Origin of the sequence: Hymenobacter aerilatus, assembly GCF_022921095.1 — a bacterium.
Taxonomy (GTDB): Bacteria; Bacteroidota; Bacteroidia; order Cytophagales; family Hymenobacteraceae; genus Hymenobacter; species Hymenobacter aerilatus.
In genome coordinates this window covers 4126346-4140328 of record NZ_CP095053.1, presented here as the reverse complement: position 1 = coordinate 4140328, position 13983 = coordinate 4126346, and the positions used below count along the sequence as shown (strand labels likewise).

Sequence of the window (13983 nt, the reverse complement as noted above, 5' to 3'; positions counted from 1 at the left end):
GCAAAGATAACGTACCTAGCCCGGACCAGGCACAATTTGTTGTGTTCTTCCCTCCGGAAAGAAACCGCATCCCATACGCAATCCAGGAGGCAGCTGTTGGCATAATTTTAGCAATCGGAGGTGAAGTATTCTTTTTCCAATATGAAACGCACTTTTACCCGGGTTTTCCTCTTCCTGTGGCTCACGCTCAGTACGCTGGCCGCGTACGCCCAAGGCGACGCCCTACTGGCTGCCCGTGCGGCCATCAGCAACGGTTCCTCGCGCGACTTGGCCCAATATTTTGCCACTACCGTCGAACTGGGCTTCGATGGAGACAAGCAAAGCTACAGCGCCACGCAGGCTGAGTTTGTGATGAAAGACTTTTTTGCTAAAAATGCCAGTAGCGGCTTCGAATATATTCACAAAGGTGCCAGCCCCGAGGGCGTACCCTACGCCATTGGTAAGTATGCCAGCAAAAGCGGCTCTTACCGGGTATTTGTAAAGATGAAGTCCTTCAACGGCGCCATCAAAATCGACACAATTGAGTTTACCAAAGAGTAGATGAGGCGGTAAGAAGCGTTTCATCTCTGTGCAGATAAAGCATCCGAAGCCCCCGCAGCTTGCGCTGCGGGGGCTTCGTGCATGCAGGCCGTGGTGGAACGTGCATGCGGCGTTGCGCATAAAGGCCTGCTGACACCATTATATCAGCCCGTTTTTCTATTTTTGCACCGTGAAAAATAGCCCCTACCTTACCCCGGACGCCCTGACGACGTTTATCCGCACGGCGCTGGCCGAAGACGTAGGCGACGGGGACCATTCCTCGCTGGCTGCCATTCCGGCTGCAGCCCGCAAGCGTGCCCGCTTGTTGGTGAAAGGCGAAGGCGTACTTGCCGGCGTAGAGCTGGCCCAGCTGATTTTTCGGGAAGTGGATCCGGCCCTGCAGATAGCCGTTGACTTGCCCGATGGCAGCCGCATCCGGCCCGGCGACGTAGCCTTCGTGGTAGAGGGGCCCGCTCGTAGTATTCTCACGGCTGAGCGGCTGGTGCTCAACTGTATGCAGCGCATGAGCGGCATTGCTACTCTCACGGCCCGTCTCACCGAGCTGCTGGCCGGCACCAAAGCCCGCCTGCTCGATACGCGCAAGACTACCCCCAATTTTCGTATCTGCGAGAAGTGGGCCGTGGTAATTGGCGGCGGCGTGAATCACCGCTACGGGTTGTTCGACATGATTATGCTGAAGGACAACCACGTGGATTATGCGGGCGGTATTCGGGCAGCCATTGAGGCCACGCACGCCTACCTAGCCAGCACCGGCCGCACGCTACCCGTCGAAATTGAAACCCGCAACCTGGCCGAAGTGCAGGAAGCCCTGGATACGGGCGGCATCTCGCGCATCATGCTCGACAACATGACGCCCGACCAGATGCGCGAGGCCGTGGAGCTGGTGGCCGGCCGCTACGAGCTGGAAGCCTCGGGTGGCATTACGGAAGAAACGCTGGCGGCTGTGGCCGCTACTGGGGTAGAATATATCTCGGTGGGTGCCCTCACGCACTCGGCCGGTACGCTGGACATGAGCCTGAAAGCATTCTGATGCGCTGATTTTCACTGAGTTGCTGTGCTAGCTTCTTTACATCTGAATTAGCACAGCAACTCAGTGAAAATCAGCGCACCAACCCATTAAATATCAGCACATCAACAATATGCAACAACCTAATCAGCGGGGGATGCGGCAGGCGCAACAACCTTCGCCCCTTGCGATTCGCACGAAAAAAACACAGCTCGATACCAATACCTACACGCGCCTGGCCATGGCGCAGGTCTGGAAAAAGGAGTGGTGGTACGCGCTTATTCCTTTTGCGGTGGGCGTGCTGCCAGCCCTTATCTGGCCCTCGTGGTGGTGGTTGATTTCGGGGGTAGTGCTTACTATTTTGTACGTGCTGCTGCGCTCGGCGCAGATTACCGGTGTGACGCAGATGGAGCAGAGCAAGCCGCTGTTTGAGCGCGTGAGCTACGAAATTGACAACCGTCAGCTGATTGCCCGCCTCAATGAGAAGCAGGGCATGAACATTGGCTGGGAAATGATTGGACGTGCCCGCCTGGCCCCCGATGGCTACATGCTGTATCTGAAGCAGGGGGAGGCCCCGCAGGAGCTGGCGAGCTGGCGCCGCTGGGTGGCCCGCACCTTCGATGTGCCGGTATTTATGCTACTGCCGTCGCGCATCTTCAACTCGCCCAACGATATCAAGCTGTTTGAAGCTATTTTGCGGCGCAAGAACCTGCTGCCTGCCGAAACCAAGGCCGCGTAACATTTCGGTGGCGCCGCGGGTACATCTGTGCGTACCTTTGCGCGCATAAGCAGGTAAGCTTTCTTTTTTTACGTAGTTCGCTTCGGCATTTTCTTCCTTATTGATATGACCAAACAACTTCTGCTCTCCGGCCTTGCCTTGGCCACCCTCGCGCTGAATGCGTGCAGCAGCGAGCCTTCGGATTGGCGTCCGGACAAGAAAGTATCATTGGATATGGTTGCGCCCGGCACGCGCTCTTCCCAGGTGTTTGATGTGAAAGCCAACCACGAGGAAACCCAAGCCAATGGTGCCGCTATTCCGCACCCCATCAATTCAGAAGTAACCCTCGACGAGCGCGCCATGCCTAACGCGCAGGAAACCGTATCGGCCAATGATCCGGAAGTACGTCGTGAGCAGGGAGAAGCGGCGCAGAAAAAAGCTAAAGCTCGGTCCCGTTCGGTGCAGGACGACGACTCGCACCAATAATGAGGCGTTTTTCATTGGGCCGCTTGGTGCTTCGCCCGGTAACGGGGCTGCTACTGGCTGCTGTACTGCTGCTGGCGGCTTGCCAGTCGGAGCCGACCACTACCACTGCCACACCCGCCGCTACCAGCGCAACTACGCCTGTGCATACCGCTGCCTACGTATGCCCTATGGGCTGCCAGGGTAGTGAGAGCGACAAGCCAGGCAAATGTCCTGTATGTGAGATGGACTTGGTAGCTAGCCAACCAGCCGCTACACCGGCTGATAAGTAGAGTAAGCTCAAACTTTTTATTTGCAACTTTGTTTCAAATAAATGTCTGTTGAGTACCCGAAAAGAAAGGGGGCGCGGATAGCGCCCCCTTTCTTTTCGGGCCTGAATGTAGCAGGCCTTTTTCCTTCTTAGCGTGTTGTATGTGGCTTGCCATTTTTAGTTTGTTTCTGACGGTACTGGGAGCAGGGCTGCTTACCCGACTAGTGCCTACCCTGCACACTGTCTGGCTGAAGCCACTGCTGGCCTTTGGAGGCGCTTATCTGTTCACGCTCACGATAATGCACTTGCTGCCGGAAGCGTTGTTGCTTCTCCCTGGGCAGCCTCATCAGGTAGGGTATTATGTGCTGGCGGGTTTCTTCGGTCAGCTGTTGCTGGAAGTGTTTTCGCAGGGGGTAGAGCATGGGCACGTGCACGCCCACAAGCAGGAACGGCAACCAAGGCGGGTGCCTTATGCGCTGCTGGGCGCCTTGGTGCTGCACTCCTTCCTGGAGGGTAGTATTCTGGTGAAAGCGCCGCAAGTTGGGGAGGTCGGCAGTAATCTGTATGCGGTATTAGTCGGCATTATCCTGCACCATATTCCGGCGGCATTTGCGCTCATGGGTACACTGCTATTGCAACTGGGCACTTTTCGGCGGGCACTGCCCTACCTGCTGCTATTTGCAGTAGCGGCGCCGGCGGGTATTGTGTTCAGCAACTATGTGGTGCTGGAGCAGCTAGTACATAGTGGGTGGTACGCCGCGCTACTGGGCTTGGTAGCCGGCAATTTTCTGCATGTATCCACCACTATCCTATTTGAAACCAGCCCCGAGCATCACCTGAATATCCGCAAGCTGGTTGCCACACTAACTGGGGCGCTGCTGGCCCTGGCCGTCGACCTGCTGTAAGAGAGTAGTAGCTGTGGTTGTACCGTAGGCAGCCTGCTGCGTGGTTAGGCAGCATGCGGTATCAAAGGGTAGACAACATCAAGCCTAGCGTCTCTACCCGAAGTTAATATGCGCAGTGAGAGAATTTTGCAGAAACCGGACGGCGTATATCCGGTCACTTTTGCGCCCGTTCACAGATAGTCGTCTGCTTCCAGCGTACGGCCGCTGCCGTACACAAACTGCTCCAGTTGCAAGGCGCGGGCCCGCTGCTGTGTCAGTTCTTGCTGGAGCTGCTGCATGCGTCGACGCATAGCCAATACCACGTCGATGGCGGTGGTGCTCAGGCCGAGCTCATGTTGCAGGCGCGCCAGGCGGGCCAGATGCTCGGGCTCGTCGCGGATGGTGTCAGGGGCGCCAGGTGCAAGCTGCACCAGCCCTAACTCCACAAACTCGCGTAAGTCCTGTTCGCGCAGGCCATACGTGACGGCGCAATCGTGATAAGTAATCGTGATGACGTGCGTTTCCATAAGGATGAGTAGCGGGTGGTGCATTGCCAGTTGCCAAAATAGACTCGCAACAGGCAATGCAATTAGTCATTGCGCAAAGCGGCCAGCTGCCGGAATAGGTCTTTTTCTTGGTCAGTGAGCTGCTGGGGTAGGCTAAGGGTAAGGCGCAGATACAGGTCGCCGAACTGACCGGGCTGGTCGTACACCGGAAAGCCCTTGCCCCGCAGGCGTAGGCGGGTATCGTTCTGCGTCTCGGGCTTTATCTTGATTTTGACGCTACCTGACAGCGTTTCCACTACCTGCTCGCCGCCCAATACGGCCTTATACACGCTCACGGGCACTTCCTGGGTTAGGTCGTGGCCGGTGCGGGCGTAGCGCGGGTCGGGCTCGATGCGGAACGTGAGGTACAGAGAGCCCGCCGGGCCGCCGTTGAGCCCCGGCCCGCCCTGGTTGCGCAGCCGGATGGTTTGGCCATCTTCCACACCTGGCTTCACATTGAGACGCAGGTTTTTGCCATTCACCGTAATGGTGCGCGGCCCGCCCTGGTAGGCTTCGGCCAGTGTCAGAAGCAGCTCGGCCTGGTAGTCCTGACCGGCGCGGGCGCGGGTACCCCCAGTACGGCCGCCGCCCATCCCACCGAAAATGTTACCGAAAAAATCGGAGAAATCGGCTCCGCCAAACGGATCCTCCCCACCGCCACCAAACCCGCCACCCTGCGCGTACTGCGACCAGTCAAACCCGCCGCTACCCCCAGGCCCACCGGCGCCGGCTTGCTGGTAGCGCTGCCAGTCGGCGCCCAACTGGTCGTATTTGCTGCGTTTCGCCGGGTCGCTGAGCACCTCGTTGGCCTCATTCACCTCCTTAAACTTACGCTCCGCCTCGGGGTCGTTGGGGTTCACATCGGGGTGGTACTGGCGGGCCAGCTTGCGGTAGGCTTTCTTGATCTGGTCGGCCGTTGCGTTCTTGTCTACGCCCAAGGCCTTGTAATAATCCTTGTAGTCCAAAGCAGTTGATGAGTTGATATGTCAATTATTAATGTGTTGATTTCTATTGTGGTGATAACTAGTTGTGACTTGGCAAAGTCTATATGTGATACTCAACTAGAAAGCAGTACGCAGAAACCAACAAATCACAAATCATTTCATCGGATCGTGGCCCCAGTTCATGAGCGAGTAGCGCCAGCGCGAATGTTCTTTGTCCTTCTCGGGGACCTGGGCCGAGTGGCGGCTGATGTAGCTGTGCACCTTGTGCATGTGCGCGTAGTCGTCGTCGGTGAGGTCGGCTTTTTTCTTGTGCAGAATCTTGATGATGTGCTCACCCGACTTCTGCCCAATGCTTTTGCCGTCGCCGCTATCTTGGCCTACTTCCTTCGATTCGTCGGTTTTCAGCCACTTCTCCAGCTCAGAAGCGGTCATGTTTACCTGGTCTTTGAACTGCTTGTATACTTTGTCGTTTTCGGTGTCGTTGGAGGCTGTGCTCATGGCTGTGGGAGAGTAGAAGGTCAGTAGATCCGTAGAGGAGAAACATCCGTATTTCTTACCGAAAACGAGTGGCAGTGCCTTCTGGTTACCAATGCACCGATGGCGCATGTAGTTGCCCTCGTGCCTGTTACCTGCACCCCGTCTGATTCTTCTTTATTTCAATCTGTACCCCATGAAAACCACCCCTCTGCTCGCCGCCTTGTTGTTGGCCAGCGCCAGCCTAATGGTTCAGGCCCAAACCACGCCGCCCGCTCGCAAAGCTGTGCAGCCCAAACCCCGTGTGATGCCCAAAGGAGCCACCATGAAGGAGGGGTTCACCGTGAAAGAGGGCCAGGTGATGCGTACGCAAAGCGGCGCCACCAATCCACTGCGCGAAGACGTGACCCTACCCAGCGGCGCCAAAGTAGCTGCTAATGGCACGCTTACCACCACCGACGGCCGTACCGTTACGCTGCAAGAGGGAGATATGGTATCGCCCACCGGGCGCCTCACCACGGCAGCTTCTATGGCTGCTCAGGATAGCCTGATGCGCGTGGCCATGGACAAAACCAAGGGCAAGAAAAGCAAACGGAATTAGGCTAATGTATTGATGAGTTGAGCAAGCTGTAGAGCGGTTTTCATTCATTAGCCTATCAACCCGCCAGCACATCAGCACATCAATCCTACTCGGAGTAGTCGCGCAGAATATCGAGTGCCTCGGCCTCGTCTTTGGCTTCTACCACCTCGTCAATGACAAACTGGATTTCGGCTTCTGACCAGTGCTGGGCTTCGGCCGCTTTCACGAAGGTACCTAGGGTAGTGAAGCGGTTGGAAACGGCCGTCGGGAACGACCATTTTACTTTTTTGCGGATACGCATAAGGTAGGGGTAGGAACAGGGTTAACGGACGGCGCGCACTACTTTCAGCTGCACAGGCGCCACGCCGGCGTCCAGCAGCCCGATCTTACGAGCCGCCTTACGCGACAGATCAATAACACGGCCTTTGACGTGTGGCCCCCGGTCGGTGATGGTAACTTTGACGGAGCGGTGGGTGCTAGGGTTCGTGACGCGCACTATCGTGCCGAAGGGTAAGGTGTTGTGCGCCGCCGTGCGCCGGCCAGGGCGGTAGGTACTACCACTGGCCGTTTTGCGGCCGTTGAATTTGTCGGCGTAGTAAGAAGCTTTGCCGGTTTGAGTGAAGGCATTGCGCCCACCACCGCAGGCCGAAAGCAATAGCGTGCTACTCAAAAACAACCCGGCGCAACGTACGCAAGACCGGAAAAAAAGAGGTACTGGCATAGCGCGAAAGTAGGCGAAAAGCGGTAACTGCCTAATGGTGGCCCTTTGGGGTAGGGCGCGGCCGAGCCGGAATACGCAGGCTGCGCAGCTTCTCGAAACTGCCCTGAAATACGTTGAAATCGACGGTGCCGCGGATACCGGGTACGTACGATTCGTCGGAGTGCTGCCAGATAATCCACTTGTCGGCGGCTAGGCGGGGGGTGTCCACCTCGTAGTGCGCCAGCCACAACGGATACTCATCGAAATGCCCAGCTAGGTAGCGCCGGTAGAAGCCGTAGTTGGAGTAGAGAATGGGCCGCACCCCATAGTGTCGCTCTACCAGCCGCAGCCAGGTAGCTAGGTTGCGGCGCATGGTAGCTACGTCGTGAAAATCGGGGGCCTCCACGTCGAGCACGGGCGGTAGGTCGCCGGCTTGCAAAGGCACAGTTCGCGTAAACAGGTTGGCCTGGGCCGCGCCATCGTAGTTGGGCTGAAAGAAGTGATAGGCACCCCGGTACACGCCCGCCCGGCGGGCGCCCCGCCAGTTGGCCTGAAAGCGTGGGTCGCGCAACGTAATACCCTCCGTCGCTTTGATAAACGCAAATTGTACTTGATGCCCCGCTACCAGTCGCCAGTTGATCTTGCCCTGGTAAGATGATACGTCGATACCGTGCACGGAGTAGCCGGCCAGTAGGGGCGTGGCCTCCAGGCCCGTGAGGCGACTAGTGGTGAGGGTAGCATACGTGTGGCGCACGTAGCGGTGCAGCTGCCGGTGGTAGCGCACATACAGCACCAACGCTCCCAGCAGCAGCAATACCACCACCAGCCGCCACGTGCGCCGGATGTTGGCGGCGCGGGCAGCCGCGGCAGTAGCCCGGCGAGAACGATTGTTGGTGAGGGTAGCCACACCGAAAGTAACGCAGGATTTCGACGCGGTGGTACCCGGCAGCGGGTAAAAAATGCGTTTTTTTGCTTGGGTGCGTATCTTTCGGTCAGTGCGCCTTTCCTATGCACTGCTATGCCTATGTCATCCTCCTCTGAAGCCCGCGACGAAAACGGCCACCTCATCCGGGAACTGCACGGCGTTACGCTGGCCCAGATTCTGGAGTACCTGGTAGCGCGCTACGGCTGGGATGGGCTGGATGAGCGCATCCGCATCAACTGCTTTGCCGTCAATCCCAGCATCAAGTCCAGCCTCACCTTTCTGCGCCGCACCCCCTGGGCCCGCACCAAGGTAGAAGACCTCTACATCCGCACCCGCACGAAAGAGGTGAGTGGTGAGAAATAGTGAAGTTGTGAGGTGGTGAATTGCAAAGCGTCCGTCATCCTGAGTAGCGCGAAAGACCTTCTGCTCACAGAACGAGTCGTTGTTACGATGGTCGTTCTGTGAGCAGAAGGTCCTTCGCTGCGCTCAGGATGACACACGTATATTTACTCACAATTTCATTACTCACCACTCACATCCCATGGCTGATGTAACCGAAAAAAACGGCTTTCTGACGTGGCTGGCGGGCCTTGGGCTGTTCGTGGCATTTGAGGTGGTAGTGTACTACCTGCTGCGGTTTGCCACGTCGGGCCTGGGTGAGAGCAACCAGCTACAGCCCGAAAACACCATTGTCAGCAACTGGGTGAAGACAGTGGTATTTCTGCTGCTACACTTGCTGCTGGTGGTAGTGGCCGTGCTGGTGCTGAGTAATCAGCTGCCACGCCGCTACCGGGGCCAGCTGATGGGCTGGTTTTATCTGTCGCTGCTGATGGGCTTCGTGTTGCTGATTCCGCTGTTTGGGTAAGACTAAAACAAAAAAGCCACCCGTAGGGGTGGCTTTTGGTAAGGGTAGGGAGTGAGTACTAGCGAATTTTAATGTCGATTTCGCGCCGCTTGGTGGCGTTGTCCCTATTGTATGGGATGCGGATGCGCAGCTCGTTGCCTTCGTGCACGGCGTCAATGCGCTCCAGGTCCAGGCCGGTGGGGATGGTCAGGGTTTGGTTGAACAGCGGTGCGGCCAACTGGTCGTCGGGCTGATGACGGTATTCACAGAAAACGGTCAGGTTACGGTCGTTCAGCAGCACGTGGAAGTTTTCGGGGCTGATGGAAGGAGCCGCTACCCGAATAACCACGCCCTTTTCGCGCTTATCTACCCGCAGCATGGCCTGCGCAATACCACCGCCAATTGTATTGAGCAGGTCGAGTTGCGGGGCGATGTTATGAATAAATTCTTTGTTTATCAGATTCATGGTGTTTTCCTCTCTCTAAGTTTCAATACTCTATAATCAAACGGTATACCAGCCGGATAAGATCCGTAAAATCTGCATAAAGCAGCCATAATGTCGCTTGCGGATCCGTTTTTGTTTTCTCATAATGCCATATTGGCGGTTATTGGAGGTGGTAAACTATATGCTTCAGCTTATCAGTTACCGCCATTTTTGCGTATAGGCCTCAAGGTTTGGCCCTGATGCTCCTGCAATCTGCTGGTCTTGAATAGCAATACAAGTCCAACGCCAATCGACTACCGCTCTGCTTTCTACTGCGCTATTTTCACTGCCTATGCAGCCTATCACGTTTACTACTCCCCGCACGGCACGCTATTATCTGTTGGGCGAGTCAGGCCCTGCTATTCAACAAGTGTGGTTTTGCTTGCACGGCGAAAACCAGCCGGTGCCGGAGTTGGTCGCGCAGCTAGTGGCCCTCGACACGCCCGAGCGCCTGCTGGTGCTGCCCGAGGCCCTGTCGCGCTACGGGTTGCCCTCCGACGGACAAGGGCCGCGCCGCATTGGGGCCGACTGGTTTGCGGTGGGCGACCTGATGCCCGACCTGACCGACTTGAGCAACTACCTCGACTCGCTGGCGGCGGAGGTGCTGGCTGCATGCCCGCCCGATGTGACCATCACGGTGCTGGGCTGCGGGCACGGCGGTGCCGCGGCGGCGCGCTGGCTGGCCGGCCAGCGCACCCACTATGACCGCCTGATTCTGTACGCCGCCGTATTTCCGCCCGAAATAGACCGTCGCGCTACCCTCAAAGCCCTGCCGACCCGGCCCGTCACGGTCATCGCCACTACCATCGACTCGTATAAGCTGGAAGCCGATGGGCGGGCGCTGCTCGACGACCTGGACGAAGCCGGCCTACCAGCGCGGCTGCAATACGTGTCGGAAGGACCCGTAACGCTGGCCGCGCTGGGTAGCACTACCCCGTTGCGCTGAAGCCTTTAATTGCCATCCCGTTTTCCACCCAAGCACCCCGCCATGAGTTCTACCCTTCCCGACGTCGACCTGACCAAGCTGCCTACCCGCGCCCCCAAGCACATGCATAAGGCTGAAACCAAGCGCGAGATGCGCAAAATCAGGGAGGAGCTGGTGGAGTGGCAAGAGCGCTTATATGCCGAGAATAAGCGCAGTATTCTGGTAGTCTTGCAGGGCATGGATGCCAGCGGTAAAGACGGCCTGATTCGGCGCGTGTTTAGCGGTATCAATCCCCAGGGCGTGCGGGTCTACTCTTTCAAGGAGCCCACTAAAGAAGAGCTGGCCCACGATTTTCTGTGGCGCATCCATCAGCGTACCCCCGGGCATGGCATGGTGCACGTTTTCAACCGCTCGCACTACGAGGACGTGCTCATCACCCGCGTAGTGGGCTTGATAGACGACGCCACAGCCAAACAACGCTTCGAGGCTATCAACCACTTCGAGAAGCTATTACAGCAGGCCGGCACTACGGTCCTGAAGTTTTACCTGAATGTATCCGAAAAGGAACAGGAGGAGCGCTTGGCGGACCGCGTGAGCAACCCCAGCAAACAGTGGAAATACGAGCCCGGCGACGACCAAAAGACCAAGCAGTGGCCCGAGTACCGTCGCGTATATCAGGATGTGTTTCGCCAGTGCAGCCCGCCTACGTGTCCGTGGCACATTCTACCCGCCGATCAAAAATGGTATACCGCCTACGAGGTGGCGCGCACCCTGCGCGATGCCCTGGCGGAGATGGACCCTGCCTACCCCGAAAGCAAACTGACCCGCCCGGAGTAGCCGCGGGCGGGTCAGTTTGCCGCGGCGTTAGGCTACGGCTAGGTGGTGGCTGCTCAGGTGGTGGTCTACGCAGTCCAGCACGTGCTGCACAGTACGCAGGGTTTCCACCTCGGGGTCTGGTATCTGGATATGAAAGCGGTGCTCCAGATCAATCACCAGCTCCACGGTTTCAATCGAGTCCAGCCCGATATCCTCGGCCAGGCGGGAGGTAGGGAGCAAGGGCTGGGTAGTGCGGCGCCCCTTCCGACGAAGCAGGCGCTCTACTTGCTGGCGGACAAGTTGTTCCATCAGAAAAGCAAGAAAAGGGTAAACAAATAGCGGGTATGTAACGCCCGGAAAGTACTGGTTTGGTATAGTCGCGGTTGAAAAAGTGACGTGTTTGCTTCCGTTAGTTGGTGGGTAACAGCAATAGCACTGTTTCGGTGGCGGCGAGGTAGGTGCCGGTTTCGGCTAGGGTAGCGGCAATGGTGCCATCGGTGGGTGCTACCACGTACTCGAAGCCCAGAGCGGCCGGTGCTGAGCCCTGCGTGGGTAGGGTAGAGGCCATCTTGGCGAGTACCTCGCCCCGGCGCACATGCTGGCCCGGTACCACGTAGAGCTGCCACAAACGGCCTCGTACGCCTGCTGCAATGGCTTGTCCTGTAGCCACCAGGGGCATAGTGGCCGGAGTAGCAGTGACTGTAGCCGCCGGCACAGCCGCATGAGGATGTAGCCAATGGGGTAGGGTAAGGCTGCCAATCGCGGCCAGCGGGATAAAGAAGAACCCCAGAGTTTTTTTCATAATGTGGGGAAAAAGGATAACCGTAATCATAACGGTTACAGTTAGAGGCAATAAGTAGCCAGGACCAAGGGGTATGTGCACCTTACAACTAGGCTGACGTTTAGGAGCGGCATTTACTTTACCGCAGGGGCTAAAACACTGAAAATGGTCATCAGTTGTCGGGCTCTGCCGAGCAGCCGCAGCCTTCATCGGCGAGGCGCAGGCGTATCTGACGGATTACTTCTGTGAGCGGTACAGCCGCCAGGGCCGCTTGCATGGCCTTTTTTGCTGGGCCGAGCAAATCATCAAGCGAGTCGCTGATAACGCGGCCCACGTCGCAGCCAGCGTTGGGGTTGGTGTTGTTGACGGCAAACAGATCAGCTTCGGGCTCTAGCATGGCGTGCAGCACATCCAGCAGCGTGATGCGCTCCAATGGCTGGTTTAACAGGGCGCCGCCACCCGTGCCCAGCTGCGTGCGCACCAGGCCAGCCCGGCGCAAATCGCCCAGCAGGCGGCGCACTACCACGGGGTGCGTGCCCACGCTCTTCGCCACTACCTCCGAGGAGACCGGCTGCCCATTGGCGCGGGCCAGATAGGCCAAAATATGCGTAGCAACAACGAAGCGGGTGTTCATGATAAAGTGTGTAACAATATAGGTTACAAATATACTGGGCAAAATGTTTTACACGGCCTGCTGTTTTAATTGTAAGACCGGGGTGCCTCACTCCCTTCCCCCTCTCCAAAAAAGAAGAGGGGGAAGCTTTGCTGAGCTGTTTGCTGCTTAGCTGGCCGGCTGCTCTAGCAAGGCCAATTGAGTGCGCAACTCTTCGGGCCGAACGGGGTAGGGAGCACCGTTGCGAATGGTCTGAAAAACGGCTTCAAATAAGCCCAGGTAATTGCTTGGCTGGCTGGGGTAGGGGGTGGTCGTAAGCTTGTCGGTGCCGGGAGCGGCCAGCGTGAGACGGCCGGCGTGCTCGGGTACTTCATGACCAAAGCTGGGCTCGGTGGGGCCCATACCGGCTTGGAGCTGGGCCTCCTGTGCATCGGCGCGCATCTTGCTGAAGCTGCCGCGCGTGCCATGCAACACGAACGCTGGGCCCGGTTGCGCAACGAGCAGGCCGCTGGTCAGAAACACCTCCAGCCCCTCAGGGTAGCGCAGGTGCAGGTGAAAGTAGTCGTCTACCCGGGAGTGGGGGCGGTGGCTAGTCAGAGTCTTGGTGCAGCTAAGCGGCGCTCCAAATAAGCTGATAGCCTGGTCGAGCAGGTGCGGCCCCAGGTCGTAAAACAAGCCGGCGCCAGGACCAGGCTCTTCCTTGAATGTCTTGGTATTGAGGGGCGTTCTGAACCGGTCGTAGCGAAAATGTACCTCGTGCAGCTTGCCTAGCTCCCCGCTTTCCACCACGTCCCGCACGGCCAGAAAGTCGCTGTCCCAGCGGCGGTTTTGGTAGGCCAGAAAATGCCGGTTTTTTTGCTGCGCCAGGTCCAGGAGCCCTTCCAGCTCGGCGGTGGTGATGGCCACTGGCTTTTCTACCAGCACGTGTTTGCCTGCTTGCAAGGCCTGGGTAGCTAGGTCCACGTGCGTATTATTGGGCGTGTTCACAATCACCAGTTCTAACGCCGGGTCGGCTAGCATGGCCTCTACGCTAGGGTAGCTCTGGAGGGTAGGGTAGGCCTGGGTGGCACGCTGCTGGTGGCGCTCCACTACAGCGCGCAGCACAAAACCAGGATGAGCGGCTACAAAAGGCGCCTGAAAAATCTGGCCCGACATACCGTAGGCCAGCAAACCCGTTTGGATAGGAGAAGCTGTCGTCATGCCCTAAAGATACGCGGAACGGTTAGGGTAGGCGCTAGGCACGTCGCACTTGATCAATTTCGCAGGTTTCTTGTATGTTCAGGCAACTGACTTGCTGCGGTATGGTATATAGCATCTACCCGACTTCCAAGGCGTTTTCACCTATGTGCTGCTCTTTGCCCTCTGCGCGCTGAGCCGTGCGCCTGAGCGAAGCGGCCAAGCAAAAGCTGGGGACGTATTGGGTGTAGAATGATGTGGTAAATGTCGCTCAGAAGTCTCCGAATGAATTACA

Annotated in this window: 22 protein-coding genes; 11 read left to right on the top strand and 11 right to left on the bottom strand. The window is 57.5% G+C overall.

What is annotated here, in order from left to right; translation table 11 throughout:
* Window positions 1-141: 141 nt before the first annotated feature.
* From MUN82_RS17340 to MUN82_RS17315, 6 genes are all read left to right on the top strand, one after another.
* Window positions 142-540 (top strand): DUF4783 domain-containing protein, encoded by a 399-nt coding sequence (locus tag MUN82_RS17340; RefSeq protein ID WP_245092493.1) that lies wholly within the window; start codon window positions 142-144, stop codon window positions 538-540.
* Between the two features lie 169 nt (window positions 541-709).
* Window positions 710-1570, top strand: coding sequence for a carboxylating nicotinate-nucleotide diphosphorylase (gene nadC / locus MUN82_RS17335; RefSeq protein WP_245092491.1), 861 nt, complete (start codon window positions 710-712; stop codon window positions 1568-1570).
* A gap of 109 nt (window positions 1571-1679) precedes the next feature.
* Window positions 1680-2285 carry a hypothetical protein gene (locus MUN82_RS17330; protein WP_245092489.1) on the top strand — a complete coding sequence of 202 codons (606 nt, stop codon included), beginning with the start codon at window positions 1680-1682 and terminating at the stop codon, window positions 2283-2285.
* 105 nt (window positions 2286-2390) lie between these two features.
* A complete protein-coding gene (locus tag MUN82_RS17325) occupies window positions 2391-2750 on the top strand; it encodes a hypothetical protein (protein WP_245092487.1) in 360 nt (119 codons plus the stop codon).
* 26 nt (window positions 2751-2776) lie between these two features.
* Window positions 2777-3019, top strand: a complete 243-nt coding sequence (locus MUN82_RS17320; protein ID WP_245097591.1) for a heavy metal-binding domain-containing protein — start codon at window positions 2777-2779, stop codon at window positions 3017-3019.
* A gap of 139 nt (window positions 3020-3158) precedes the next feature.
* Window positions 3159-3902 carry a ZIP family metal transporter gene (locus MUN82_RS17315; RefSeq protein ID WP_245092485.1) on the top strand — a complete coding sequence of 248 codons (744 nt, stop codon included), beginning with the start codon at window positions 3159-3161 and terminating at the stop codon, window positions 3900-3902.
* A gap of 170 nt (window positions 3903-4072) precedes the next feature.
* Here the strand turns inward: MUN82_RS17315 and MUN82_RS17310 are convergent, their stop codons facing one another.
* From MUN82_RS17310 to MUN82_RS17300, 3 genes are all read right to left on the bottom strand, one after another.
* Window positions 4073-4408 (bottom strand): chaperone modulator CbpM, encoded by a 336-nt coding sequence (locus MUN82_RS17310; RefSeq protein WP_245092484.1) that lies wholly within the window; start codon window positions 4406-4408, stop codon window positions 4073-4075.
* A gap of 62 nt (window positions 4409-4470) precedes the next feature.
* Window positions 4471-5391: a DnaJ C-terminal domain-containing protein gene (locus MUN82_RS17305; RefSeq protein ID WP_245092483.1), complete on the bottom strand. Its 921-nt coding sequence runs from the start codon at window positions 5389-5391 to the stop codon at window positions 4471-4473.
* A gap of 132 nt (window positions 5392-5523) precedes the next feature.
* Window positions 5524-5868, bottom strand: coding sequence for a DUF3140 domain-containing protein (locus tag MUN82_RS17300; protein ID WP_245092482.1), 345 nt, complete (start codon window positions 5866-5868; stop codon window positions 5524-5526).
* 172 nt (window positions 5869-6040) lie between these two features.
* On the opposite strand from MUN82_RS17300, the gene MUN82_RS17295 reads away from it, so the two are divergent.
* Window positions 6041-6445 (top strand): DUF6799 domain-containing protein, encoded by a 405-nt coding sequence (locus tag MUN82_RS17295; RefSeq protein WP_245092481.1) that lies wholly within the window; start codon window positions 6041-6043, stop codon window positions 6443-6445.
* Window positions 6446-6530: 85 nt separating this feature from the next.
* Here the strand turns inward: MUN82_RS17295 and MUN82_RS17290 are convergent, their stop codons facing one another.
* The 3 genes from MUN82_RS17290 to MUN82_RS17280 are packed head-to-tail and all read right to left on the bottom strand — an operon-like array spanning window position 6531 to window position 8031.
* Window positions 6531-6725 carry a hypothetical protein gene (locus tag MUN82_RS17290; RefSeq protein WP_245092480.1) on the bottom strand — a complete coding sequence of 65 codons (195 nt, stop codon included), beginning with the start codon at window positions 6723-6725 and terminating at the stop codon, window positions 6531-6533.
* Window positions 6726-6746: 21 nt separating this feature from the next.
* The gene (locus tag MUN82_RS17285; protein WP_245092479.1) at window positions 6747-7145 is read right to left on the bottom strand and encodes a septal ring lytic transglycosylase RlpA family protein; all 399 of its coding nucleotides are present in this window, start codon (window positions 7143-7145) and stop codon (window positions 6747-6749) included.
* A gap of 31 nt (window positions 7146-7176) precedes the next feature.
* Window positions 7177-8031, bottom strand: a complete 855-nt coding sequence (locus MUN82_RS17280) for a glycoside hydrolase family 25 protein (protein WP_245092478.1) — start codon at window positions 8029-8031, stop codon at window positions 7177-7179.
* Between the two features lie 117 nt (window positions 8032-8148).
* Between MUN82_RS17280 and MUN82_RS17275 the strand changes: the two genes are divergently transcribed.
* Both MUN82_RS17275 and MUN82_RS17270 read left to right on the top strand, forming a co-directional pair.
* The gene (locus MUN82_RS17275) at window positions 8149-8412 is read left to right on the top strand and encodes a VF530 family protein (protein WP_245092477.1); all 264 of its coding nucleotides are present in this window, start codon (window positions 8149-8151) and stop codon (window positions 8410-8412) included.
* Window positions 8413-8590: 178 nt separating this feature from the next.
* Window positions 8591-8914, top strand: coding sequence for a hypothetical protein (locus MUN82_RS17270; protein WP_245092476.1), 324 nt, complete (start codon window positions 8591-8593; stop codon window positions 8912-8914).
* 58 nt (window positions 8915-8972) lie between these two features.
* On the opposite strand, the gene MUN82_RS17265 is transcribed toward MUN82_RS17270, so the two are convergent.
* Window positions 8973-9359 carry an Hsp20/alpha crystallin family protein gene (locus MUN82_RS17265; protein WP_245092474.1) on the bottom strand — a complete coding sequence of 129 codons (387 nt, stop codon included), beginning with the start codon at window positions 9357-9359 and terminating at the stop codon, window positions 8973-8975.
* Window positions 9360-9669: 310 nt separating this feature from the next.
* On the opposite strand from MUN82_RS17265, the gene MUN82_RS17260 reads away from it, so the two are divergent.
* Window positions 9670-10323: a hypothetical protein gene (locus tag MUN82_RS17260; protein WP_245092472.1), complete on the top strand. Its 654-nt coding sequence runs from the start codon at window positions 9670-9672 to the stop codon at window positions 10321-10323.
* A 42-nt stretch (window positions 10324-10365) separates the two neighbouring features.
* The gene (locus MUN82_RS17255; protein ID WP_245092470.1) at window positions 10366-11139 is read left to right on the top strand and encodes a PPK2 family polyphosphate kinase; all 774 of its coding nucleotides are present in this window, start codon (window positions 10366-10368) and stop codon (window positions 11137-11139) included.
* Between the two features lie 27 nt (window positions 11140-11166).
* Here MUN82_RS17255 and MUN82_RS17250 read toward each other — a convergent pair whose 3' ends face one another.
* From MUN82_RS17250 to MUN82_RS17235, 4 genes are all read right to left on the bottom strand, one after another.
* Window positions 11167-11427 carry an acyl carrier protein gene (locus MUN82_RS17250; protein ID WP_245092468.1) on the bottom strand — a complete coding sequence of 87 codons (261 nt, stop codon included), beginning with the start codon at window positions 11425-11427 and terminating at the stop codon, window positions 11167-11169.
* Between the two features lie 100 nt (window positions 11428-11527).
* Entirely contained in the window at window positions 11528-11920 is a 393-nt protein-coding gene (locus tag MUN82_RS17245) for a biotin/lipoyl attachment domain-containing protein (protein ID WP_245092466.1), read from the bottom strand.
* Between the two features lie 151 nt (window positions 11921-12071).
* On the bottom strand, window positions 12072-12533 hold the full coding sequence (locus tag MUN82_RS17240; protein WP_245092464.1) for an Rrf2 family transcriptional regulator: 462 nt from the start codon (window positions 12531-12533) through the stop codon (window positions 12072-12074).
* A 147-nt stretch (window positions 12534-12680) separates the two neighbouring features.
* On the bottom strand, window positions 12681-13712 hold the full coding sequence (locus tag MUN82_RS17235) for a Gfo/Idh/MocA family oxidoreductase (protein WP_245092462.1): 1032 nt from the start codon (window positions 13710-13712) through the stop codon (window positions 12681-12683).
* Window positions 13713-13983: the final 271 nt, after the last annotated feature.